Genomic DNA, 21,432 nt, shown 5'->3' on the forward strand with positions numbered 1-21,432 from the left:
AGCAACAGTCAGTAGTTGACCCTTACGAACCGTGCGTCAGACGTTGAAGCGGAACTCGACCACGTCGCCATCGGTCATGACGTAGTCCTTGCCCTCCATGCGGACCTTGCCCGCCGCCCGGGCGGCCGCCATCGAGCCTGCCGCCATCAGGTCGTCGTAGGAGACGATCTCCGCCTTGATGAAGCCGCGCTCGAAGTCCGTGTGGATCACGCCCGCCGCCTGGGGGGCCGTCGCGCCCTGCGGGATCGTCCACGCCCGGGACTCCTTCGGGCCCGCCGTCAGGTACGTCTGCAGGCCGAGGGTGTGGAAACCCGCGCGGGCCAGGGAGTACAACCCCGGCTCCGGCTGGCCGACCGACTCGAGCAGCTCGCGGACCGACTCCTCGTCGTCCAGCTCCAGCAGCTCCGCCTCGACCTTCGCGTCGAGGAACACTGCGTCCGCCGGCGCGACCAGCTTGGTCAGCTCCTCGCGGCGGGCTTCGTCGGTGAGGACGCCTTCGTCGGCGTTGAAGACGTACAGGAACGGCTTCGTCGTCAGAAGGCTGTGCTCGCGAAGCAGTTCGAGGTCGACGTCCTTCTGAGCCGAGAAGAGCGTGCGTCCGCTGTCGAGGATCTCCTTCGCCTTCTGCGCGGCCTCGAGCGCGGGCTTGGCTTCCTTCTTGCTCCGCGCTTCCTTTTCCAACCGCCAGACGGCCTTCTCGAGGGTCTGCAGGTCGGCCAGGATCAGCTCGGTGTTGATCGTCTCGATGTCGCTCAGCGGATCGATCCGGCCGTCGACGTGGATCACGTCCGGGTCATCGAACACGCGGATGACCTGGCAGATCGCGTTCGCCTCACGGATGTTCGCCAGGAACTTGTTGCCCAGCCCGGCACCCTCGGACGCGCCCTTCACGATGCCCGCGATATCCACAAAGGACACCACGGCCGGGACGATCTTCTCCGACTTGTGCAGCTCGGCCAGCTTGTCCAGCCGGGGGTCCGGCAGCGGCACGACCCCGACGTTCGGCTCGATCGTCGCGAACGGGTAGTTCGCGGCGAGCACGTTGTTACGAGTCAGCGCGTTGAACAGGGTGGACTTGCCGACGTTGGGCAGGCCGACGATACCGAGGGTGAGGCTCACGACCCCGCAGTCTACGTGGCTGCCCCGCCCACGCCCCACGCACCCAACGCCGTGGCGGATTTCCGCCAGCGACGGCGCTGACCTGCTGGCATGCTCGGATCAATGGTCACCGAAACGCTCTCACTCTGGCGCGACGCCGAACGCTGCTACCGCGTGGTCACCGCCCGCGACTCGCGCTTCGACGGCCAGTTCATCATGGCCGTCCGCACCACCGGCATCTACTGCCGCCCGTCGTGCCCGGCCTCGACGCCGAAGGTGCAGAACGTCCGCTTCTTCCCGACGTCGGCGGCCGCGCAGGCCAACGGCTTCCGCGCCTGCCGCCGCTGCCTGCCGGACGCCGTGCCCGGCTCGCCGGACTGGAACGTGCGCGCCGACCTGGCCGCACGGGCGATGCGCCTGATCTCCGACGGGACCGTCGAGCGCGAAGGCGTCCCCGGTCTCGCGCGGCGGCTCGGCTACTCGGAACGCCAGCTGGGCCGGGTGCTCACCGCCGAGCTGGGCGCGGGCCCGCTGGCCCTGGCCCGGGCGCACCGCGCGCACTCGGCGCGGCTGCTCATCGAGATGTCCGAGCTGCCGCTGACGGACGTCGCCTTCGCGGCGGGCTTCTCCAGCGTGCGGCAGTTCAACGAGACGATCCGCGAGGTGTTCGCCACGACGCCTTCGCAGCTTCGTGCCTTCGCGGCTTCACGACGTGGCCGGCAGAGCGACGTGACCGGGACCCGGCTCAGCCTGCGGCTGCCGTTCCGGCCGCCCTTCGACGCTTCGGGGTTGCTTCGCTTCTTCGCGGACCACGCGGTGCCGGGCGTCGAGGAAGTCACTTCGGAGGCCTACGCGCGGACCCTGCGGCTCGCCCACGGCACCGGAGTCGTGCGATTGACGCCGGCGCCGGACCACGTGCGCTGCGAGCTGATGCTCACCGACCTGCGCGATCTCGGCAGCGCGGTCAGCCGGGTGCGCCGGCTGCTCGACCTCGACGCCGACCCCGCGGCGGTCACCCGCGTCCTCGGCGCCGACCCGGCGTTGGCTCCGGTGGTCGCGGCCGTGCCGGGGATCCGGGTGCCGGGCGCCGTCGACGGCGAGGAACTGCTGCTCCGCGCCCTGCTGCGCGAGGTGCCTCCGGGCGAGGAGGTGCCGGGCGAGTGGGGCGTGCGCAGGCTCTTCCCGACCGCGGCCCAGATCGCGACGGCCGGGCTCGGCGAAACCGTGACCGGCGTCGCCGCCGCCCTGGCCGAAGGACGCCTGGAGGTCCACGTCGGCCGGGAGGCGGCCGAACTGCGCGCGGAGCTGCTGGCGTGCCCGGGGGTCGACCCGTCGGCGGCCGACTACGTGCTGATGCGCGTCCTCGGCGCCCCGGACGTCCTGCTCACCGGCGACACCGAGGTCCGGCGCGGCGCCGAAGCGCTGGGCCTCGCGCCGGGCTCGCTCGGCGAGCGGGCCCGTGCGTGGACGCCGTGGTGTTCCTACGCCGGGATGTACCTCCGGCGCGCCGCTGCCCAGCCCTGACCGCCTAGCCCTGCTCGCCCTGCCACAGGACGGCTTGGGCGACGATGACCTGCTCGCCGTCGTAGGTCGCAGCCGGCGAGCCGTACAGGCGGTAGCCGAGTTCCAGCGCCTCGCTGACCCGGTGGCAGAACTTCGCGTCGTCCGGGCCGGTGAGCAGGCGGTAGCGGGGCAGGCCGTTCGGCGGCTGGTCGGTCATGGGTCCATCTTGGCCGGGTGATCAGCCCGCGCGCACCTCCAATGTCGAGCCCGTGCGGGACTTCCGGATCCGCAGCCGCGTCGGGATGCGCTGCCTCAGCTCCTCGACGTGGGACACGAGCCCGACCACGCGCCCGCCGGCGCGCAGCTCGTCGAGGATGTTCATCACGACGTCGAGGGTTTCGGCGTCCAGCGTGCCGAACCCCTCGTCGACGAACAGGGTGTCCAGCAGTGCGCCACCGGCCTCCCCCGCGACGACGTCCGCCAGCCCCAGCGCGAGGGCCAGCGATGCGAGGAACGACTCGCCACCGGACAGGGTCTTCGCCGGCCGGATGGTGCCCGAGTAGTCGTCCAGCACGTCGATGCCGAGCCCGCCGCGGGTGCCGCGCGCCCCGGCCGCGTCCGAGTGCACGAACGAGTACCGGCCCTGGCTCATCGTGCGCAGCCGGTGCGTGGCGGCGACGGCGACTTCTTCGAGCCGCGCCGCCAGCACGTACGACCGCAGCGACATCTTGCGGCTGTTCTGCCCGCGCCCGTTGACGACCTCGGCCAGGGCTCGCAGCTCGGCGTACTCCGCCTCGGCCGGCGCGAGCCCGGCCAGCGCCGCACGCAGCAGGCCGGCCAGCCGGGTCAGCTCGTCGTGCTGCGCGGTGGCCGCCCGAAGCGCCGCGTACGCGGAGTCGGCGCGTGCCCGGGCCAGCTGGGCCGCGTCGGCCGCGCGCGCGACGTCCGCGACGTCGTCCGGCGAGATCCCGAACAGGTCCGGCTCGGCCAGCAGCGCCCGCGCGCCCGCGGCGGCCGCCTCGGCCTCGGCGATGCCCTGCTCCAGCTTCTCGATCTGCTCGTCCGGCAGCATCGCCGCGCGCGCCTTCTTCAGCGAGGTGAACCCCTTCGCCGCGACCGCCGCGTCGACCAGGGTTTTTTGCTGGGCGACCCGTTCACGAGCGCCCAGGACGACCGTCCGGGCCTCCGCGACAGCCTCCAGGGCCTCGGCCAGGCCGAGGAGGTGCTGCCGCCGCGCGCCGACGTCCGCGAATTCGCCCCGGCCGGCGACCAGGCGGCGCTCCCGCTCGGCCAGCCGCTCCTCCAGGGCGCGGACGTCGGTCGTGGCTTCGGTCGCCGCCTGTTCGGCCCGGCGCAGGCGCTCGGTGCGCGCTTCCAGGTCCCGCTCCAGCAGGACGACCTGGTGCCCCAGCTTGGCCTTGGCGGCGGCCTGCCCGGTCAGCGCGGCGACGGTGGCGCGGGCGTCCGCCAGCTCGGCGGTGATCGACTCGGCCGTGCGCCCGGCCAGCCGCTCGATCAGCCCGGCCAGCCGCGCCTTCGCCTCTTCCAGCGCGACGACCACCCGCTGCCGCACCGCGTCCGCCGCCTGCTCGGCTTCCTCGGCCGCGCGTTCCTCCGCCGGGTCGACCAGCTCGACGTCCCGGTTGGCCTTCGCCGGGTGCTCGGCCGACCCGCACACCGGGCACGGCGCGCCGTCCGGCAACGCGGCGGCCAGCTCGGCCGCCATGCCGTCGAGCCGTCGCTCCCGCAGGTCGAGCCGGCGCTGCCGGGCCGCCTGGTGCGCGTCGACGACTTCGCGCAGCTTCGCCTCACCCCGGCCGACCTTCGCCTGCGCCTCGGGCAGTTCGGCGGCATCGCGGGCGAAGGCGCGCAGCTCGTCCACCTTCGCCTTGGCGCCGTCGAGCTTGGCTTCGGCTTCGGCGGCTTCGAGGGCGTCCGCCCGCAGTTTCGTCAGCTGGCCGGGGATCGCGGCGAGCTCGGTGGTCAGCGCCTCGACCTGCTCGCCGGCCGTGACCGCGGCGAGCTTCCGGTCGTCCCGCCGCATGCCGTCGAGCTCTTGCTGCTCGGCCTCGGCGACCAGTTCCGCGACCGCGCCCGCCTCTTCGCGCGCGGCGGCCGCCCGCGCCTTCAGGTCGCCGGTCGCCCGGGTGCCGAACTCCCGGAGCCGGGCACCGCGGGCCTTCTCCACCTGCTCGGCTTCGGTCAGTTCGGTGGCCCGCCGATCCAGCAGGTCGGCCTCCACGGCGACCCCGGCGGCCCGCCGCGCGGCGGCGACCTCCTGCGCCCACTCGGCCCGCTGCGGCGCCTGTTCGGTGATCTCGAGCAGCCGCAGGTGCGCGGTGCGGACCCGGCGGATCTTTTCCGCGCCCGCGCGTTCTTCCTGCAGGTAGACGTCCGCCCGCTGCGCGGCCGAGCGCGCCCGCTCCTCCTCGGCCGTCACTTGTCCGACTCGCGCCCGCGACTCGGTGAGCACGACGTCGACCCACTCGGCCACGTCCGTCTCGGGTGGCTCCTGCTGGGCCTCCTGCGCGTATCGCGCCAGTAGCTCCCGCACGTCCCGCTGCCGCGCCTCCAGCTCCCGGCCGCGTTCGGCGCGCAGGTCGGCGAACCAGCGTTCGACGTCGGCGAAGCGCTCGGTGCCGAACAGCCGTTCCAGGAGCTTCTCGCGCTCGGCGGTGTCCGAACGCAGGAAGCGGGCGAACTCGCCCTGCGGCAGCAACACCACCTGGAAGAACTGGGCCGCGGTCATCCCGAGCAGCCGCTCGACGGTGCGCGCGACCTCTTCGATCCGGATCAGGCCTTCCGGCGCCAAGCCGGCGGGCGCGGTGCCGACCCAGCTCAGCGACACCCTCGCCTGCTGGGTGGTTGTGCCCTCGCCGCGCCGCTTCGGCCGCTGGTACTCCGGGTTGCGCACGATCTTCAGCCGGTGGCCCTGCACCGTGAGCTCCAGCGCGACCTCGGTGACCTGGTCGCGGTCGGCGAGATCGCACCGCAGCCGCTTGGCCTCGTTGCGGGCGCCGGGGACCACGCCGAACAGCGCGAATGCGATCGCGTCGAGCAGCGTCGTCTTGCCCGCGCCGGTTTCGCCGTGCAGGAGGAAGAGACCGTCGGCGCCGAGCACGTCGAAGTCGACCACTTCGCGTGCGCAGTACGGCCCGAAGGCTTCGACCTCCAGCCTGTGCAGCCTCATTTCGCGAGGGCCCCCCGGTCGGCCGCTTCCAGGGCCCGGAACAGGAGCTGTTCTTCGCGCTCGGTCGGCGGAGCGCCGCGGCAGTCGTCGAGGAAGCTGCGCGAGACCTCGATGTCGGACCGGCCGCGGACGGCGTCGGAGTAGCGCAGCGGGGCGTCGGCGTGCCCGCCCGCGGGCTCCCACTCCAGGTGCACGGCGTACCGGAACCGCTCGCGCAGCCGCCGCATCGCGTCGACCGGGCGCACCCGGTCGGTGACCGTGACCGACAGGAAGTGGCCGAGGTGGGCGTCGTGCGCCGGATCCAGCAGGAGGTCTTCGAGCTCGCCGGTGAGCGTGGCGAGTGCCCTCGGCACGGGCAGCTCGTGGCGCCGGACCTCGGCGAGGCCGGTTTGATCGACGTCGACCAACCAGACCGATTTGCGTTGGCGGGCCTCGGAAAACGAGTACGCCAGCGGGCTGCCGGAGTACCGCAGGTGCTCGGCGAGCGTTTGCGGGCCGTGGAGGTGGCCGAGCGCCACGTAGTCGACGCCGTCGAAGACCGAACCGGGCACCTGTTCGACGCCGCCGACCGCGATCGTGCGCTCGGAGTCGGTGGGTTCGCCGCCGGTGACGAACGCGTGCGCGAGCACGACCGACCGGACGCCGGGCCGGGTTTCGAGGTCCGCGCGGATCCGGCGCATGGCCTCGGTGAGCACGCCGGTGTGGCCGCGCGCGTCCGGTACGCCCAGCGCGTGGCGCGCCGGTTCCGGCTCCAGGTAAGGGATTCCGTAGACGGCGACCGGGCCGTGCTCGTCGTCGAGCAGCACCGGTTCGGCCAGCCCGGCGACGGTGGTGCGCAGGTGGAGGCCGCCCGCCGCGGCGAACTCCGCGAAGGCGCCGAGGCGGGGCGCCGAGTCGTGGTTTCCGGGCGTGACGACCAGTTGTGCGCCGGCCGCGCGGATCCGGGCGACGGCTTTCGTCGCCACCCGCACGGCTTCGGCGGAGGGGACCGCGCGGTCGTAGACGTCACCTGCCACCAGGACGGCGTCGATCGCCTCGCCGGCCACGAGGTCGGCGAGGTGCCCGAGCACCGCTTCCTGTTCCGCCAGCAGGTCGGCGCCGTGGAACGTGCGGCCGATGTGCCAGTCGGAGGTGTGCAGGAATCTCACGGGCGCCAACGGTACGACCCGGCTCCGACGAAATCGCGCAGGCACGCCGCCCACTCACTCGAACGTGTGTACTAACACGAGCGGGCAAGATCGGACACGCCCTGCGCGGAATCGATGTGTTCGCAGGTCAGCTACCCAGAGCGACGGATCGGGTGCGGTTTTGTCGGTGCGGTCCGCCATGATGTCTGCGAGCCCGGAGCTCGGAGGGAGAGACGAAGTGGCGACAGTGCTGACCACCGCGGCGATCGTGCTCGCGGTCCTGCTGCTGTTCGCCGTCGCGGTGCTGTGGCGGCTGTACCAGGACGGGATGCGCCGGGCGGACGCGGCGGCCCGGCTGGTGGCGGCCGAGCGGGCCAAGGCGGACCAGCAGCAGCTGGCGCTGCGGCGCTACGAGGTCGCGTTCGCGTCGATCAGCGGCCGGGGCGAGCTGGGCGAGCAGGTGCTGGTCGAGACGGCGCGGGCGCTGGGCCTGCGCGAGGACCTGCACTTCACCCTGCAGACGGACCTGGGCGGCGGCGGCTCGGCGAAGCCGGACATGGTGCTGCGGGTGGGCGGCGACCGCACGGTCCCGGTGGACGCGAAGGCGAGCATGGCGACGTGGTCCGAGGCGGTGGAGACGGACGACCCGGACGAGCGGATGGACGCGTTGCGCGCGCACGTGCGGCAGATCCGGTCCCGCGCGGCGGACCTGGCGGGCAAGGGCTACCAACGCTGGGCGGACGCGATCTACGGCACGATCATGTTCGTCCCGTCCGACGCGGCGGTGGTCGCGGCGCTGGACACGGACCCGGAGCTGCTGCGCTGGCTGATCGACCGACGGGTGTTCCTGTGCGGCCCCACGGGCTTCGGGGTGCTGGCCTCGGCGGCGTTGTTCGCGGCGAGCGACCGCACGCTGGAGGCGGACGTGGAGCAGGTGCGAGCCGGAGCGGCGGCGGCCCACCGCGCGGCGGGTGGCGCAGTGGAGGCACTGAACCTGTCGAGCACCCACCTGCAGCGGTTCCTGTCGGCCCGCCGGCGCGAGCTGGAGGCGCTGGAGACCTTCCGGGCCACGGTGGCACCACTCACTGACGCGGCAGGAAGCCCGGCGGCCGTGCCGACGGTGCGGAAGGGGGACGAGCTGGCAGCCAGCTGAGCCCCCAGGGTCTTCGAGGGTGGGCCCGCGCGGGTGAACCAGGCGCAGGAAGCGTGCAGCCGCGATTCCCGCCACACCCGGGTGCTGGTGGGCGGCTGCCGCGTGGAGCGTGGCCGTACCGCGCCTGACCAGCGGTGACCGCGCGCCTTCCCGGGTCTCCACTTGCCGCCGGGCCCCGCGGCAAGCGCTTTCGAGCGGAGCCCCCGCGAGCGACCCTCCGACCGCAGGTTGTCCTCGACGTCCCTCACGGAGGACCCTGGCGAGAGCGGGCCGCCCGGTTCGCTCCACCGCCGCTACCCGGCGCCACCGGATCGTGCCCGCAGGTGGCTGTCGGCCCACGTCGGCGGCGGTGCTGGCAAGATCTTCACAACCACGAGATACGGTGTTGCCCTGTGACCGCGATTCGCGATCGCCAGAGCGATCCAGATGCCGACGACGTCCCCGTTGCGTGGGACGAGCGTCCTGTCGTCGGTTCGAGGCGTGGACTGCCTTGGTGGGCGGCGGTCCTGATCGGCCTCGGCCTGGCTGTCGTGGGCGCCCTCCTGGGCAAGCCGAGCCAGACGAACATCCCCGTGATCTTCATCGTCTGCTACATCGCCGGGGCCGTGATCGCGGTCTGCGCGGTGCGGCGGCGGGGCCTGTTCGGGCCGATGGTGATGCCGCCGCTCGTGCTGGCCATCACCGTGCCCAGTGTGATCCTGCTGACCTCGGGGTCGACGGCGGGGGCGCAGGGCGACGACATGCTGTCGAAAGCGTTGAACATCGGCACGCCGCTGATCAACAGCTTCCCCATGATGGCGATCACCACCGGCATCACGCTGCTGATCGGCTTCGTCCGGATCTTCCGCGAGCGCGACCCGGACGCCCCCAAGAAGGCCAAGAAGCCCGACCGCCGGGCAGACGAGGACGACGAGAAGCCCGCCCCGCGCGCCGCGGCCGGTGGGCGGCCGCGGCCGGCCGGCTCGAACCGGACCGGGCAGACCCCGCTCCCGGCCGGCGCTCGGCGCGGCCGGGACGGCGAACCGCCGCGACGCCCCCGCCCGCCCGCCGACGGCGAACGCCGGACTCCTCGCGCTCCCGCCGAACGTGACCCGGGCACCCGCGGCACGCGCAAGCCGCCGCCGGCCAACCGGCGCACGCCCCGTCCGGAAGAGGGCGACCCGCGCCGGCGCGAGCCGCGCGGGGACGCTGCTCCACGACGGCGTCCGCGCCCGCCCGAGGACGGCCGCGAAACCCCGCCGCCGCGCCGCCCGTCCGGTGGGCGGAACGCCCCACCGCGCCGGAACCGGCCCTGGGACGAAGAAGAACGCTGACGAACGAACGGCGGTCACCTCTCGCGAGCGCGAGGTGACCGCCGTTTCGCGTGCACCCAAAGGCATCACGTGTGATCAGGGAGACATCACGTGTGATCAGAGGGCATCGCGCGTGATTGGGAGGGCATCACGCGTGATTGGGGGGACGACACGGCGGCGAGCCGCACGGTGGCCCGCCGCCGGAGCGGGGCTCAGACCTTCCGCAGTTCCTTGGGCGGCGCGAACGAGATCTTCTCGTTGGCCGTCGTGACCTCGTCGACGTCGCCGTAGCCGCGCTCGGCCAGCCAGTCCAGCAGCTCCATGACCAGCACGTCCGGTACCGACGCACCCGAGGTCACGCCCACCGTCGTCACGCCGGAAAGCCACGCTTCGTCGACTTCGTGCGCGAAGTCGACCAGGTACGACGCCCGGGCCCCCGCCTTCAGGGCCACCTCGACCAGGCGCTTCGAGTTGGACGAGTTCGTCGACCCGACCACCAGCACCAGGTCGCACTCGGCGGCCATCGCCTTGACCGCGACCTGCCGGTTCGTCGTCGCGTAACAGATGTCGTCGCTCGGCGGGTCCGCCAGATCCGGGAAGCGCTCGCGGAGCTGGTCGACGCGCTCCATCGTCTCGTCGACCGACAGCGTCGTCTGGGACAGCCAGATCACCTTCGAGGGATCGCGCACCTCGACCTTGTCGACGTCCTCGGCCTTGTCGACCAGCTGGACCTTGTCCGGCGCCTCGCCGGCCGTGCCCTCGACCTCTTCGTGGCCTTCGTGCCCGATCAGCAGGATGTCGTAGTCGTCGTTCGCGAAGCGGTTGACCTCCTTGTGCACCTTCGTCACCAGGGGGCAGGTCGCGTCGATCGTGCGCAGGTTCCGCTCGGCCGCCTCCGCGTGCACCATCGGCGAGACGCCGTGGGCGGAGAACACCACGAGCGCGCCCTCGGGCACCTCGGACGTCTCGTCGACGAAGATCGCGCCGCGCTCGCGCAGCGTGTCGACCACGTGCCGGTTGTGCACGATCTCCTTGCGGACGTACACCGGCGCGCCGTAGACCTCGAGGGCCTTCTCGACGGCGATCACCGCGCGGTCGACGCCCGCGCAGTAACCACGGGGTTTGGCGAGCAGCACCCGCTTGCCGGAAGCGGTTCCGGTGATCGTCGGGGTACCCGCGGGCTCGATTCCGGGACTCGCTGCACTCATGCCCCCAGGGTACGGGCAGCCCCGAGACGGACTCGAAGTCCCTTTCGGGTGAGCTTCGTCCCCCGGCCGGGTTGTGCCGCAGGTCACGCGCTGCGCCCGTCCGGTTGGGCAGGAGGGACGCTCATGCGGCAGGCTGGACCCATGAAGCCATTCCCGCTCCCCCTCCGGGTCGCCGCGGGCCTCGCCGTCTCCACCGCCGAGCGGGTTCGCGAACTTCCCCGGCAGCTGGCCGGGCTCCCGGTGACCGTGGTCAGCCAGGTGCTGCAGGCGTCCATGCGAGTGCAGCAGCACGTCACCGAGCTGGCGATCAAGGGCGACAGCGCCCTGTCGAGCCTGCGCCCGATCGAAGACACGCCGAGCTGGGCGACGTTCGACGAGGACGCCGAGCTGGGCGACGTCCCGCCCGCGCGGCCGAACGCCGCCCCGGTCGCCGAAGTGCCCGAACCGCGTTCGGAGATCAACGGCCGCGTGCCGTCGGCCGCCGAGCTCGAAGCGGAGCTCGGCGATCCGTGGGCCGCGGAAGAACGCGCGCTCGCCGAGGACCACGAAGACGGCGAGCACGACAGCGAAGCCGCCGAAGCCGAACCGCCGAAGAAGCCCAAGCCCGGTACGCCCAAGGTCGACAAGAAGACCAAGAGCGAAACGCCGCGGACCAGCGCCGCGGGGTACGAGGGTCCGGCCGGGCTGACCGGCTACGACCAGCTCACCCTTCCGCAGCTGCGGGCCCGGCTGCGGCAGTTCTCGATCGAGCAGCTCGAGACCATCCTCGAGTACGAGCGCACCCACGCCGACCGCTCCTCGTTCACCGGCATGCTGTCCCGCCGGATCGCCAACGCCCGCAAGGCGGACCGGGCCAAGGAAGACGAAGACGGCGGCGACGGCGCGGCAGGCCGGTGAGCACCGAGTCCGCACCGGCTCCGGCGAGCACCGCGGAATCGCCGTGGCCGGTCCGGACCGTCGCGCGCAAGATCGGCGACTGGATCCACCGGCTCGGCGCCGTCTGGGTCGAGGGCCAGGTCACCCAGGTCAGTTCCCGGCCCAACACCCAGACCGCGTTCCTGACCCTGCGCGACCCGTCGGCGGACGTCTCGATGTCCGTCACCTGCCCGAACTGGCTGATCCGCGAGATGGAGCCGCCGCTGCGGGAGGGCGCGAGCGTCGTCGTGCACGCGAAGCCGTCGTACTTCTTCGGCCGCGGCACGATCAGCCTGCGCGCCGACCAGATCCGCGCGGTCGGCATCGGTGAGCTGCTGGCCCGGATCGAACGCCTGAAGAAGCTGCTGACCGCCGAAGGCCTCTTCTCGGCCCAGCGCAAGCGGCCGATCCCGTTCCTGCCGAAGGGCGTCGGGCTGATCACCGGCCGCGCGTCGGCGGCCGAGCGGGACGTCCTGGCCAACGCGCAGGGGCGGTGGCCGCACGTCCGGATCAAGGTGCTCAACACGGCCGTGCAGGGCTCGCAGGCGGTGCCGCAGGTCATGCGCGCGCTGCGGATCTTCGACGCGGACCCCGACATCGACGTCATCGTCATCGCCCGCGGTGGCGGCAGCGTCGAGGACCTGCTGCCGTTCTCCGACGAAGCGCTCTGCCGCGCGGTGTCGGCCACGGGCACGCCGGTGGTCAGTGCCATCGGGCACGAACCGGACACCCCGCTGCTCGACTACGTCGCCGACCTGCGCTGTTCGACGCCGACCGACGCCGGCAAGCGGATCGTCCCGGACCTGCGAGAGGAGACCGAACGCGTCCGGCAGATGCGTGACCGCGGCCGCCGCGCGCTGCACGGCTGGGTCGACACCCAGGCGCGGCTGCTCAACCAGATCCGCAGCCGCCCGTCGCTGGCCGACCCGCTCGGGCCGATCCAGCGCCGCCTGGACGACGTCGACGTCCACCGCGAACGCGCCCGTCGCGCCATGCTGACGCTGCTCGCCAAGGACCAAGCCGAGCTCGCGAGCGCACGGGCCCGGCTGACCGCGCTCGGGCCGGCGGCGACGCTGGCCCGCGGGTACGCGGTCGTGCAGTTCGTCGACCCCGAAGGCAACCTCCAGGTACTCCGCTCCGTCTCCGAAGTCGAGGCCGGTGCCCAGCTGCGCGTGCGGGTGGGCGACGGCGCGATCAAGGCGGTGGCGGAAGGAGAGCAGGGGTGAAGGTGACGTTCCTCCCGCTCACCGTGGACGCGGCCAGGAAGCTCGGCGCGCGGCCGCTCCTGGACCAGGCGGTGCGCACCGACCGGGCCGCCGCCGAGTGCTGGACGGCCCTGCTCGCCGGCTGCGGCACCGCCGCCCGCCGCGACCTGGGCCCGCAGCTGCGGCGGCTGTCCGAGGCGACGTCGATGCAGGTCGGCTCGCGCTGGTGGTTCGCCGACGGCGCGGGGCACCGGCGGCGGGTGGCCGGGGCGCAGGAGAACCTCGAAGAGGCGATCGCGGAGGGTGACGGGCAGGAGTTCGCGCTGGCGTTCGTCGGGTACGACCACGCGATGGCCAGCGCGGTAGTGTGCGCGAACAGCGCCCACCCGTCAGCCCGGAAGGTCGGAGAACACCGAGCGTGAGTGAGACACCCAGCGAGGAACTCGGCTACGAGCAGGCTCGCGACCACCTCGTCGAGGTCGTCCGCGAGCTCGAGGCCGGTGGCCTGTCCCTCGAGCAGTCGCTCGCGTTGTGGGAGAAGGGCGAGAAGCTCGCGAAGGTCTGCGAGCGCCACCTCGAGGGCGCACGCGAGCGGATCGAGGCCGCCCTGGCGTCCGTGGAGGACGACTCCGAGCAGTGAGGTAGGCCATGCCCTCGGTATCTGGAAACACGGCGGGTATCTGACAGACTGGCTACCCGCCAGTTCCACGATCCGGGAGGCACAGATGCCCGCCGTAGACAGTCGTCGTGAAGCGCCCGACCGCAACCTCGCGATGGAGCTGGTCCGGGTCACCGAAGCCGCCGCGATGGCCGCCGGTCGCTGGGTCGGCCGCGGCGACAAGATCGGCGGCGACGGCGCGGCCGTCGACGCGATGCGCCAGCTCGTCTCGACGGTGTCGATGCGCGGGGTCGTGGTGATCGGCGAGGGCGAGAAGGACGAAGCGCCCATGCTGTTCAACGGCGAAGAGGTCGGCAACGGCGACGGGCCGGACTGCGACGTCGCCGTCGACCCGGTCGACGGCACCACGCTGATGGCCAAGGGCATGCCGAACGCCCTCGCAGTGCTCGCGGTCGCCGAGCGCGGCGCGATGTTCGACCCGTCCGCGGTGTTCTACATGGAGAAGCTGGCCGTCGGGCCGGACGCAGCCGGCAAGGTCGAGCTCGGCGCCCCGATCGCGGAGAACATCCGCCGCGTCGCCAAGGCGAAGCACAGCAGCGTCAGCGACGTCACCGTGTGCGTCCTCGACCGCCCGCGGCACGAGCAGATCATCAAAGAGGTCCGCGAGGCCGGCGCGCGGATCCGGTTCATCTCCGACGGCGACGTCGCGGGCGCGATCGCCGCGGCCCGCCCGACCACCGGCGTCGACATGCTGCTCGGCATCGGCGGCACCCCCGAGGGCATCATCGCGGCCTGCGCGATGAAGTGCCTCGGCGGCGAGCTGCAGGGCCGGCTGTGGCCCAAGGACGACGCCGAGCGCGAGAAGGCCCTCGCCGCCGGGCACGACCTCGACCGCGTGCTGATGAACGACGACCTCGTGCGCGGCGACAACGTCTTCTTCTGCGCCACCGGCGTCACCGACGGCGACCTGCTGCGTGGCGTCCACTACCGCGAGGGCGGGGCGACGACGCAGTCCATCGTGATGCGGTCCAAGTCCGGGACCGTCAGAATGATCGACGGCTACCACCGGCTGAACAAGCTGCGGGCGTACTCCTCGGTCAACTTCGACGGCCACCTGGACGCGCCCGACGACGACGTCGTGCCCCCGCTGCCGTAAGGAGTTCCGTGACCAGGCGACTGCCGGCCCTACTGGCCCTGATCCTCGCCGCCCTGGTCCCCGGCACGGCCGCGGCCGCCCCCGCCATCGTCGGGGGTGTCGCCGCGGACCAGCCGTACCCGTTCACGGTCTCGCTGCACACCTCGTCGGGCAAGCTGTTCTGCGCCGGCGCGCTCATCGCGCCCACCTGGGTGGTCACGGCCGCGCACTGCGCGTTCGGCAAGACCACGTCGGCCATTTCACTGCGGGTCGGGACGAACGACTCGGGCCAGGGCGGCGAAGTGGCGCAGCCCGCCGAGATCATCGTCAACCCGGCGTTCAACACGGAGAGCCCGGCCGGGGACATCGCGCTGCTTCGGCTGACGACGCCGGCCACCGCGGCGCCGATCGGGCTCGCGGCGGCCGCGTCGCCGGGCACCGCGACCCGGATCCTCGGCTGGGGCCAGACCTGCCCGAAGGTCAACTGCGGCGAGATCCCCACGACGCTGCAGCAGCTCGACACGCAGATCGTCGAGGGCACGAAGTGCACGTCGGTGTTCGACGGCACGGCCGAGCTGTGCACGGACAACCCGGGCGGCAAGTCCGGGGCGTGCTTCGGCGACTCCGGTGGTCCGGAGATCGTGCGCGCCGGCGACCACTGGCAGCTCGCCGGCGTCACCAGCCGGCCGGGCAACAACGACCCGCAATGCGCGACGGCGCCGTCGATCTACACCTCTGTCGTCGCCTACGCGCCCTGGATCGCCGAGAAGACGAAGGCCTGAGCTACTCGGCGTTGCTCGAGTGGCCCGGGAACAGGTGGGCGTCCGGGTCGAGCGCGACGGCGATGTTGTTGACGGCCGTCGCGGCCTCCCCGAAGCCGGTCGCGATCAGCTTCACCTTCCCCGGGTACGCGGCGACGTCGCCCGCGGCGTAGACGCGTTCACGCGCGGTCGCCATGGTCGAGTCGACGGCGATGGCGCGGTGGTCGATCTCCAGGCCCCAGCTCTCGATCGGGCCGAGGTCCGCGGTGAAGCCCAGCGCGGCGACGACGGCGTTGGCCGGGAGCCGTTCTTCGCCGGCGCCCTTGATCGAGACGTCGACGGCTTCGAGTGCGCCGTCGGGTGCTTCGACGAACCGCGTGACTTCGGCGTCGGTGATGATCCGGGTGCCGAGCTCACGCGCCTGCCGGACGATCGACTCGGCGGCGCGGAACTTCGCGCGGCGGTGCACCAGCGTCACGCTCGCCGCCACCGGGTGCAGCGCGAGCACCCAGTCGAACGCCGAGTCGCCGCCACCGACGATCACGACGTGCTGGCCCGCGTGCGCCTGGAACGAGGGGACGAAGTGCACCATGCCGCGACCGAGCCAGCCGTCGCCGGCCGGCAGCGGGCGCGGGGTGAACTCGCCGATGCCCGCGGTGATCAGCACCGCGCGGGCGTGCAGCGTCTCGCCGCCGTCGAGGGTCAGCTCGACGCCGTCCCCGGCCGGCTCCAGCTTTTCGGCCTTGCGCCCCAGCAGGTACTTCGGCTTGAACGGCGCGGCCTGCTTCACCAGGCCCTCGACCAGATCGCGGCCGCGGATCTCGGCGAACCCGCCGACGTCGTAGATCATCTTCTCCGGGTACATCGCGGTCACCTGGCCGCCGGGCTCGGGCAGCGAATCGACCACCGCCATCGACAGGCCGCGGAACCCGGCGTAGTAGGCGGCGAACAGGCCCGTCGGGCCCGCACCGATGATGACGAGGTCGTAGGAATCCCCAGTAACGTCAGTCATGCTCGCTCCAGCCAGTGGTGGATGGCGGTGATCGAGAACACACCCGATCCTAGCGGGATCGGAGTTCACTCGACGGGGTGCGACATCGGCGGCCGGACGACCGGCGCCCACCGTGGGGGGTGCGGCGGACGCTGCTGAGCGCGACCGCGGCGGCCGCGGCGCTGCTCGGCTGGCTCGTTCTCGCGGTGTGGCTCGGGCTGCCGTCCGCCGAGCCGGTGGGTTTCGTTCCGTTCGTCATCGTCGCCTTCGCGGCCCTCGTCGGGTTCGGCCGCTGGCTGGCCCGGACGGGCCTCCTGCTCGCGCTGCTCGGGCTGCTGCCGGTACTGGCCGCGGTGCAGGGCGGCTGGACCGCGGCCGGCGACGAGATCCTGCTTTCGCGGGGAAAGCCGGTCGAAGTACTGGTGACCGCGGAGACCGTGCACCGGCTGAGAGGCGGCCCCGCCTACACCTACGACGTGCGGAACCCGGACGGGAGCCCGGATGCGCTCGACCCGGGCACCGGCACGCGGCTGGTGGCCGGCAGCCGCGTGGCCGTCGTCGAGGACCCGGTCGGCCTCGTCGCGACGCAGCTCGCCGGACGGCAGGACCCGGCCGTGCCCCTGGTCTTCGCGGGCCTGGGCGGCGTGGGCCTGGTGGCGGCGATCGCCGTCACGGCGGTGCTCGGCGAACGCCGCAGGGTGCGCAACGCCACCCCGCGGTGATTCGCGAACAGGTCCAGAATCGGTGTCATGGCTGATCAGGAATACCGGATCGAACACGACACCATGGGCGAGGTCCGCGTGCCGGCCGACGCGCTCTACCGCGCGCAGACCCAGCGGGCCGTGGAGAACTTCCCCATCTCCGGCCGGGGCCTGGAGCGCGCCCAGATCCGCGCGCTCGGCCTGCTCAAGGCCGCCGCCGCGCGCGTGAACCGCAAGCTGGGCGTGCTCGACGCCGACGTCGCGGACGCCATCGCGGCCGCCGCCGACGAGGTCGCCGCCGGCGCCCACGACGCGCACTTCCCGATCGACGTCTTCCAGACCGGGTCCGGGACGTCGTCGAACATGAACGCCAACGAGGTCATCGCGACGCTGGCCTCCCGCGCCCTCGGCCGGGACGTCCACCCGAACGACCACGTCAACGCGTCGCAGTCGTCGAACGACACCTTCCCGACGACCATCCACGTCGCCGCGACCGAAGCCGTGCTCAAGGACGTCATCCCGGCGCTGGAGTACCTCGCCGGCGCCATCGAGGTGCGCGCCGCGGAGTGGGCCGACGTGGTGAAGTCCGGCCGCACGCACCTGATGGACGCGGTGCCGATCACGCTCGGGCAGGAGGCGGGCGCGTGGGCGTCCCAGGTCCGCTTCGGCGTCGAACGGCTGAAGTCGGGCCTGCCACGGCTGGGCGAGCTGCCGATCGGCGGCACGGCCGTCGGGTCGGGCCTGAACGCGCCGGACGGCTTCGGCTCGTCGGTCGCCGCGGAACTCGCCACGGTGACCGGGCTGCCGCTGACCGAAGCCCGCGACCACTTCGAGGCGCAGGCCACGCAGGACAGCGTCGTCGAGACGTCCGGGCACCTGCGCACCGTCGCCGTGTCGCTCAACAAGATCGCCAACGACCTGCGCTGGCTGGGGTCCGGTCCGCGCACCGGCCTGGCCGAGCTGGCGCTGCCGGACCTGCAGCCGGGCTCGTCGATCATGCCGGGCAAGGTGAACCCGGTGATCCCGGAGGCGACGCTGCAGGTGGTCGCGCAGGTGATCGGCAACGACGCGGCCGTCGCTTTCGCGGGCGCGGCGGGCAATTTCCAGCTGAACGTCAACCTGCCCGTGATCGCCCGGAACGTCCTCGAATCGGCGCGGCTGCTCGCGGCCGTTTCGCGGCTGCTGGCGGACAAGGTGTTCGCCGGCCTCACGGTGAACGCGGAACGCGCGCGGACCTACGCCGAAGGTTCGCCGTCGATCGTGACGCCGTTGAACAAGTACATCGGCTACGAAGCGGCGGCCGCGGTCGCGAAGCAGGCGTTGAAGGAGCTGAAGACGATCCGCGAGGTCGTCATCGAGCGCGGGTACGTGCAGGACGGCAAGCTCACCGAGGAGCAGCTCGACGAGGCCCTCGACGTGCTGCGCATGGCCCGCGGCGGCAAATGATGAGTGACGCCGCCGAGCTGGGCGCCTTCCTGAAGGCGCGCCGCGCCGCCCTGGACCCCGCCGACCTCGGCCTGCCGCCGGGGGTCACCCAGCGGCGGGTCAAGGGCCTGCGCCGTGAGGAGCTGGCGCAGCTGGCCGGCATCAGCGTCGACTACTACACGCGGCTGGAGCAAGGGCGCGGGAAGAACGTCTCGGACGCGATCCTCGGCGCGCTGGCCCGCGCGCTGCGCCTCGACGCCGGCGAGGAGTCCTACCTGCGCAACCTCGCCGCGCCGAAGCGCCGGGAGAAGAGCGCGCCGCAGCGGGTCCGGCCCGAGCTGCAGCACCTGCTGGACGCCGTCCAGGCGCCCGCGTTCGTCTTCGGCCGCTACCTGGACGTGCTGGCCTGGAACGCCCTCGGCGGCGCGGTCTCGTTCGACTTCGGCCGGCTCGAAGAGCGCAGCATGCCGAAGCTCGTCTTCACCGACGAACGCGCGAAGCAGCTGCACCCGGAGTGGGACGAGGTGTGCCGGGACGTCGTCGCCAACCTGCGCGCCGAGAGCGGCAAGCACCCCGATGACCCGCACTTCGCCCGGCTGGCCGGCGAGCTTTCGCTGGCGAGCGAGCGGTTCCGGGAGCTGTGGGCCGAGCACGCGGTCCAGGAGAAGGCCCGCGGCTGGAAGCTGATCATGAACCCGGTGGTCGGCGAGCTGCGGCTGCGGTACGAGACGCTGCGGCTGCCCGACGACCCGGACCAGGGTCTGGTGATCTACCACGCCGAGCCCGGGTCGGAGAGCGAGCGCGCGCTCGGCCTGCTGGCCAGCTGGATCGCCGAGGCGCCCCTGACCAGGGAAAACGTCCTGCCAACCTGAAATTGTCGGTGGTCCGGGTCATGATGTCCGGGTGTTGCTGAGCGAGTTGGTCCGCGCGTCCGCCGAACTGGCGGCGACCAGGTCCAGGAAGGCGAAGATCGCCCTCCTGGCCGGAGTGCTGCGCGCGGCGGAGATCGCCGAGCTGCCCACGGTGATCGCGTACCTCACCGGGCAGACGGCGCAGGACAGGCTGGGTGCGGGCTGGCGCACCCTGGCCGGGCTGGGCGCGGGCTCCGCCGCCGAACCGGTGGCCTCGGTGCTGGAGGTGGACGCGGCGCTGACCGCGGCGGCCGGGGTCGCGGCGGGCACGGGTTCGTCGACGCGCCGGCAGGAAGTGCTGCGGGCGTTGTTCGAGCGGCTGCCGAAGGACGAGCAGCAGTTCCTGTTCCGGCTGGTCACCGGGGAGTTGCGGCAGGGCGCGCTGGAAGGCGTGATGGTCGACGCCATCGCCGCCGCGGCCGAGGTGCCGGCCGAGGACGTGCGGCGGGCCTTCATGCTGTCCGGGAAGCTCGGCGTCACCGGGGTCGCGGCGATGACCGGCGGGCCCGCCGCGCTGGCGGAGTTCCGGCTCACCCTCGGCACGCCGATCAAGCCGATGCTGGCGTCGCCGGCCGAGTCGCTGGACGAAGCCGTCGCCGAGCACGCCGAGGCGATCGTCGAGTACAAAATGGACGGTGCGCGGATCCAGGTGCACCGCCAGGGCGACGAGGTGCACGTCTGGACGCGGACGCTGCGCGAGATCACCGGGAGCGTGCAGGAACTGGTGGACCTCGTGCGGGCGCTGCCGTGCGAGTCGGTGGTGCTCGACGGCGAGACGCTGGCGCTGACCGACGCCGGGCGGCCGCGGCCGTTCCAGGACACGATGAGCCGGTTCGGCAGCACCCGCGAGGAGCAGGTCAAGGCGCTGCTGCTGCGGCCGTACTTCTTCGACTGCCTGCACCTCGACGGCGTCGACCTGCTGGACGCGCCGCTGTCGGAGCGCAACGCGGCACTGCGCAAGGTCGCCGGGGCGCACGTGATCCCCGGCGAGGTGGGCACTTCGCGGGCCGCTTCGGTCCTGGAGGCGGCGATGGAAGCGGGCCACGAAGGGGTGATGGTCAAGGACCTGGCCGCGCCGTACGCGGCCGGGCGGCGCGGGCGGGCGTGGCTGAAGGTCAAGCCGGTGCACACGATCGACCTGGTGGTGCTCGCGGCGGAGTGGGGTCACGGCCGGCGCACCGGCACGCTGTCCAACCTGCACCTGGGCGCGCGCGACCCGGACGGCGGCCCGCCGATCATGGTCGGCAAGACGTTCAAGGGCATGACCGACGAGCTGCTGGCGTGGCAGACCAGGACGTTCCAGGAGATCGAGACCCACCGCGACGACTGGACGGTGTACGTCCGGCCGGAGGTCGTGGTGGAGATCGAGCTCGACAGCGCGCAGGTGAGCACGCGCTACCCGGGTGGTCTGGCGCTGCGGTTCGCCCGGGTGGTCCGCTACCGCCCGGACAAGGACCCGGCCGAGGCGGACACGATCGACACGGTCCGCGGCCTGCTGCACGGCGACCGCTCGGAAGGGAGCTGACGCAAGGACAGACGAAAGTCGCTGGTGCCCGCGGCCCGGCCCGGCCAAAGTGGGCGGACAGCCGATGCGCTCGGCGCTGCTTCAGGCGAAAGTTGACGGGAATTTTCCCGCCATGGCCGACGGCGATGATCCCTAAAGTGCGCTCCTTCACAGAGATCCCGCTCACTTCCCGAGCGGTCATGGAGGAGCACGCAGTGGTCAGCAAGGAACAGATGAAGGCGGCCATCCACGCCGCCTTCGACGGAGCCGTCGCCGACGGGGCGAGCTACACCAAGGTGTACGCCGCGGAGATCAGGCAGAAGAACTACCTGGTCTTCCGGACCACCTCGGTCGCCAACTTCGCCCTGGGCTTCAAGCCGGGGCAGACCGATCTCGTCCTCGTTCCGCTCGAGGAGAAGAACGGCACCGTCACGGCGGGCACGCCGCTGACGATCAACGACGCCAACCGGGCTTCGGTCAAGAAGCGCGACCTGCAGGGCCGGTTCGTCATCAAGACGACCGACGGCCGGACGTTCCGGCTCAGCATCCTCCCGTCCGTGACGAAGCTCCTGGCCGCCGCCTACCAGCTGCCGGTCGAGCAGAAGGCGGAGTACGAGGCCTTCGTCGCCCTCCGGGACTCGCTGCTCGCGGCGTGACGACCGGCGCCCCGGTGCGGACGGCACCGGGGCGCGTC

Annotated in this window: 20 protein-coding genes; 14 read left to right on the plus strand and 6 right to left on the minus strand. The window is 72.5% G+C overall.

Annotation, left to right across the window (positions count from 1 at the left end; translation table 11 throughout):
- Positions 1 to 36: 36 nt before the first annotated feature.
- Entirely contained in the window at positions 37 to 1,119 is a 1,083-nt protein-coding gene (ychF, locus tag AB0F52_RS00115) for a redox-regulated ATPase YchF (RefSeq protein WP_360162799.1), read from the minus strand.
- Positions 1,120 to 1,221: 102 nt separating this feature from the next.
- On the opposite strand from ychF, the gene AB0F52_RS00120 reads away from it, so the two are divergent.
- Entirely contained in the window at positions 1,222 to 2,622 is a 1,401-nt protein-coding gene (locus AB0F52_RS00120; RefSeq protein ID WP_360162802.1) for an AlkA N-terminal domain-containing protein, read from the plus strand.
- A 4-nt stretch (positions 2,623 to 2,626) separates the two neighbouring features.
- Here AB0F52_RS00120 and AB0F52_RS00125 read toward each other — a convergent pair whose 3' ends face one another.
- Genes AB0F52_RS00125 through AB0F52_RS00135 form a run of 3 tightly spaced genes read right to left on the minus strand, consistent with a single transcriptional unit; the run spans position 2,627 to position 6,939 of the window.
- Positions 2,627 to 2,818 (minus strand): DUF1737 domain-containing protein, encoded by a 192-nt coding sequence (locus AB0F52_RS00125; protein ID WP_360162805.1) that lies wholly within the window; start codon positions 2,816 to 2,818, stop codon positions 2,627 to 2,629.
- A gap of 21 nt (positions 2,819 to 2,839) precedes the next feature.
- Entirely contained in the window at positions 2,840 to 5,791 is a 2,952-nt protein-coding gene (locus AB0F52_RS00130; protein ID WP_360162808.1) for an SMC family ATPase, read from the minus strand.
- On the minus strand, positions 5,788 to 6,939 hold the full coding sequence (locus AB0F52_RS00135) for an exonuclease SbcCD subunit D (RefSeq protein ID WP_360162811.1): 1,152 nt from the start codon (positions 6,937 to 6,939) through the stop codon (positions 5,788 to 5,790). The genes AB0F52_RS00130 and AB0F52_RS00135 overlap by 4 nt, the downstream gene beginning before the upstream one ends.
- Before the next feature lie 217 nt (positions 6,940 to 7,156).
- Here AB0F52_RS00135 and AB0F52_RS00140 point away from each other — a divergent pair, with 217 nt between their 5' ends.
- Both AB0F52_RS00140 and AB0F52_RS00145 read left to right on the plus strand, forming a co-directional pair.
- Positions 7,157 to 8,071: a DNA recombination protein RmuC gene (locus tag AB0F52_RS00140; protein ID WP_360162814.1), complete on the plus strand. Its 915-nt coding sequence runs from the start codon at positions 7,157 to 7,159 to the stop codon at positions 8,069 to 8,071.
- A gap of 392 nt (positions 8,072 to 8,463) precedes the next feature.
- Entirely contained in the window at positions 8,464 to 9,384 is a 921-nt protein-coding gene (locus tag AB0F52_RS00145; RefSeq protein ID WP_360162817.1) for a DUF6542 domain-containing protein, read from the plus strand.
- A gap of 191 nt (positions 9,385 to 9,575) precedes the next feature.
- Here the strand turns inward: AB0F52_RS00145 and AB0F52_RS00150 are convergent, their stop codons facing one another.
- Positions 9,576 to 10,571, minus strand: coding sequence for a 4-hydroxy-3-methylbut-2-enyl diphosphate reductase (locus AB0F52_RS00150; protein WP_360162820.1), 996 nt, complete (start codon positions 10,569 to 10,571; stop codon positions 9,576 to 9,578).
- A gap of 141 nt (positions 10,572 to 10,712) precedes the next feature.
- On the opposite strand from AB0F52_RS00150, the gene AB0F52_RS00155 reads away from it, so the two are divergent.
- The 6 genes from AB0F52_RS00155 to AB0F52_RS00180 all read left to right on the plus strand — a co-directional run bounded on the left by AB0F52_RS00155 (position 10,713) and on the right by AB0F52_RS00180 (position 15,227).
- Positions 10,713 to 11,468: a lipid droplet-associated protein gene (locus AB0F52_RS00155; protein WP_360162823.1), complete on the plus strand. Its 756-nt coding sequence runs from the start codon at positions 10,713 to 10,715 to the stop codon at positions 11,466 to 11,468.
- Positions 11,465 to 12,712, plus strand: coding sequence for an exodeoxyribonuclease VII large subunit (xseA, locus tag AB0F52_RS00160; protein ID WP_360162826.1), 1,248 nt, complete (start codon positions 11,465 to 11,467; stop codon positions 12,710 to 12,712). Before AB0F52_RS00155 ends, xseA begins: the two co-directional genes overlap by 4 nt.
- Entirely contained in the window at positions 12,709 to 13,113 is a 405-nt protein-coding gene (locus AB0F52_RS00165; protein WP_103337056.1) for a hypothetical protein, read from the plus strand. The genes xseA and AB0F52_RS00165 overlap by 4 nt, the downstream gene beginning before the upstream one ends.
- Complete coding sequence (locus AB0F52_RS00170) at positions 13,110 to 13,331, plus strand: exodeoxyribonuclease VII small subunit (RefSeq protein ID WP_103337055.1); 222 nt, start codon at positions 13,110 to 13,112, stop codon at positions 13,329 to 13,331. Before AB0F52_RS00165 ends, AB0F52_RS00170 begins: the two co-directional genes overlap by 4 nt.
- Positions 13,332 to 13,416: 85 nt before the next feature.
- Positions 13,417 to 14,466 carry a class II fructose-bisphosphatase gene (gene glpX / locus AB0F52_RS00175; protein ID WP_360162831.1) on the plus strand — a complete coding sequence of 350 codons (1,050 nt, stop codon included), beginning with the start codon at positions 13,417 to 13,419 and terminating at the stop codon, positions 14,464 to 14,466.
- Between the two features lie 8 nt (positions 14,467 to 14,474).
- The gene (locus tag AB0F52_RS00180) at positions 14,475 to 15,227 is read left to right on the plus strand and encodes a serine protease (RefSeq protein WP_360162834.1); all 753 of its coding nucleotides are present in this window, start codon (positions 14,475 to 14,477) and stop codon (positions 15,225 to 15,227) included.
- 1 nt (position 15,228) lies between these two features.
- On the opposite strand, the gene AB0F52_RS00185 is transcribed toward AB0F52_RS00180, so the two are convergent.
- Positions 15,229 to 16,218 (minus strand): NAD(P)/FAD-dependent oxidoreductase, encoded by a 990-nt coding sequence (locus AB0F52_RS00185; RefSeq protein WP_360162837.1) that lies wholly within the window; start codon positions 16,216 to 16,218, stop codon positions 15,229 to 15,231.
- 77 nt (positions 16,219 to 16,295) lie between these two features.
- Between AB0F52_RS00185 and AB0F52_RS00190 the strand changes: the two genes are divergently transcribed.
- The 5 genes from AB0F52_RS00190 to AB0F52_RS00210 all read left to right on the plus strand — a co-directional run bounded on the left by AB0F52_RS00190 (position 16,296) and on the right by AB0F52_RS00210 (position 21,394).
- Entirely contained in the window at positions 16,296 to 16,919 is a 624-nt protein-coding gene (locus AB0F52_RS00190; protein ID WP_360162840.1) for a hypothetical protein, read from the plus strand.
- A gap of 27 nt (positions 16,920 to 16,946) precedes the next feature.
- A complete protein-coding gene (locus tag AB0F52_RS00195) occupies positions 16,947 to 18,344 on the plus strand; it encodes a class II fumarate hydratase (RefSeq protein WP_360162843.1) in 1,398 nt (465 codons plus the stop codon).
- On the plus strand, positions 18,344 to 19,195 hold the full coding sequence (locus AB0F52_RS00200; protein ID WP_360162846.1) for a helix-turn-helix transcriptional regulator: 852 nt from the start codon (positions 18,344 to 18,346) through the stop codon (positions 19,193 to 19,195). Before AB0F52_RS00195 ends, AB0F52_RS00200 begins: the two co-directional genes overlap by 1 nt.
- Before the next feature lie 31 nt (positions 19,196 to 19,226).
- Complete coding sequence (locus AB0F52_RS00205) at positions 19,227 to 20,759, plus strand: ATP-dependent DNA ligase (RefSeq protein WP_360162849.1); 1,533 nt, start codon at positions 19,227 to 19,229, stop codon at positions 20,757 to 20,759.
- 194 nt (positions 20,760 to 20,953) lie between these two features.
- Complete coding sequence (locus tag AB0F52_RS00210; RefSeq protein WP_360162852.1) at positions 20,954 to 21,394, plus strand: hypothetical protein; 441 nt, start codon at positions 20,954 to 20,956, stop codon at positions 21,392 to 21,394.
- Positions 21,395 to 21,432: the final 38 nt, after the last annotated feature.

The sequence above is a fragment of the Amycolatopsis sp. NPDC024027 genome (genome assembly GCF_040638975.1).
GTDB lineage: Bacteria > Actinomycetota > Actinomycetes > Mycobacteriales > Pseudonocardiaceae > Amycolatopsis.

What these genes read in the sequence shown, in the direction of transcription:
- glpX (WP_360162831.1), top strand. Translation starts at nt 13,417, where the DNA reads ATGCCCGCCGTAGACAGTCGTCGTGAAGCGCCCGACCGCAACCTCGCG.
- AB0F52_RS00195 (WP_360162843.1), top strand. Translation starts at nt 16,947, where the DNA reads ATGGCTGATCAGGAATACCGGATCGAACACGACACCATGGGCGAGGTC.
- AB0F52_RS00150 (WP_360162820.1), bottom strand. Translation starts at nt 10,571, where the DNA reads ATGAGTGCAGCGAGTCCCGGAATCGAGCCCGCGGGTACCCCGACGATC.
- AB0F52_RS00200 (WP_360162846.1), top strand. Translation starts at nt 18,344, where the DNA reads ATGAGTGACGCCGCCGAGCTGGGCGCCTTCCTGAAGGCGCGCCGCGCC.
- AB0F52_RS00185 (WP_360162837.1), bottom strand. Translation starts at nt 16,218, where the DNA reads ATGACTGACGTTACTGGGGATTCCTACGACCTCGTCATCATCGGTGCG.
- AB0F52_RS00125 (WP_360162805.1), bottom strand. Translation starts at nt 2,818, where the DNA reads ATGACCGACCAGCCGCCGAACGGCCTGCCCCGCTACCGCCTGCTCACC.
- AB0F52_RS00155 (WP_360162823.1), top strand. Translation starts at nt 10,713, where the DNA reads ATGAAGCCATTCCCGCTCCCCCTCCGGGTCGCCGCGGGCCTCGCCGTC.
- AB0F52_RS00130 (WP_360162808.1), bottom strand. Translation starts at nt 5,791, where the DNA reads ATGAGGCTGCACAGGCTGGAGGTCGAAGCCTTCGGGCCGTACTGCGCA.
- AB0F52_RS00120 (WP_360162802.1), top strand. Translation starts at nt 1,222, where the DNA reads ATGGTCACCGAAACGCTCTCACTCTGGCGCGACGCCGAACGCTGCTAC.